General features: G+C 71.6%; 1 protein-coding gene. It reads left to right on the forward strand.

The annotated features are described in order from the left end of the window. Positions 1–818 (forward strand): ATP-binding cassette domain-containing protein (locus EOA36_RS36365; protein ID WP_145969550.1); only part of this gene is annotated, 818 nt, incomplete at both ends.

Below are 818 nucleotides of genomic sequence, written 5' to 3' on the forward strand. Positions count from 1 at the left end.
CCGACAGCCTCCCCGCCCGGCAGCGCGAGACCGCCGTCTCCTGCCGCGGCATAAGGCAGTCCTTCGGCGGCCAGCCCGTGCTGCACGGCATCGACCTCGACATCGCCGCCGGCGAGACGTTCGGGCTGATCGGCGAGTCCGGCTCCGGCAAGTCGACGCTGGCCCGCATTGTCACCGGCCTGCAGCCGCCGACGGCGGGCAGCGTCGAACTGTTCGGGCGCACCGTGGCGCCGCTGGTCGAACGGCGCCAGCCGGCCGAGCGCCGCGACGTGCAGATGGTGTTCCAGTCGCCCGACCGCACGCTCAACCCGCGCCAGCGCATCGGCCGCATCCTCGGCCGCCCGCTGCGCCGGCTGGCCGGCCTGCCGCGCCGCGCCGTACCGCAACGCGTCGGCGACCTGCTGGCCTCTGTGCGCCTTGCCCGCACGACAGCGGAGCAGAAGCCCGGCACGCTGTCGGGCGGCCAGCGCCAGCGCACGGCGATCGCCCGCGCCTTCGCCGGCCTGCCGAGGCTGGTGGTGCTCGACGAGCCGACCTCGGCGCTCGACGTCTCGGTGCAGGCGACCGTGCTCAACCTGCTCAACGATCTGCAGAAGAAAGAGGATACAGCCTATCTCTTCATCAGCCATGATCTCAGGGTCGTGCGCTACATGGCCGACCGCATCGGCGTGCTCTATCGCGGCCGCCTGATCGAGACCGGTTCCTCCGACCAGATTTTCGCCGGCCCCAACCACCCCTATACGCGGATGCTGCTGGCGGCGTCTTCCAATGAGGGGCGGACCATGGCGGAAGCCGCCATCGAAGCCGGCCCCGATGCC

The organism is Mesorhizobium sp. M8A.F.Ca.ET.021.01.1.1, assembly GCF_003998025.1.
In the GTDB taxonomy this organism is placed as follows: Bacteria; Pseudomonadota; Alphaproteobacteria; order Rhizobiales; family Rhizobiaceae; genus Mesorhizobium.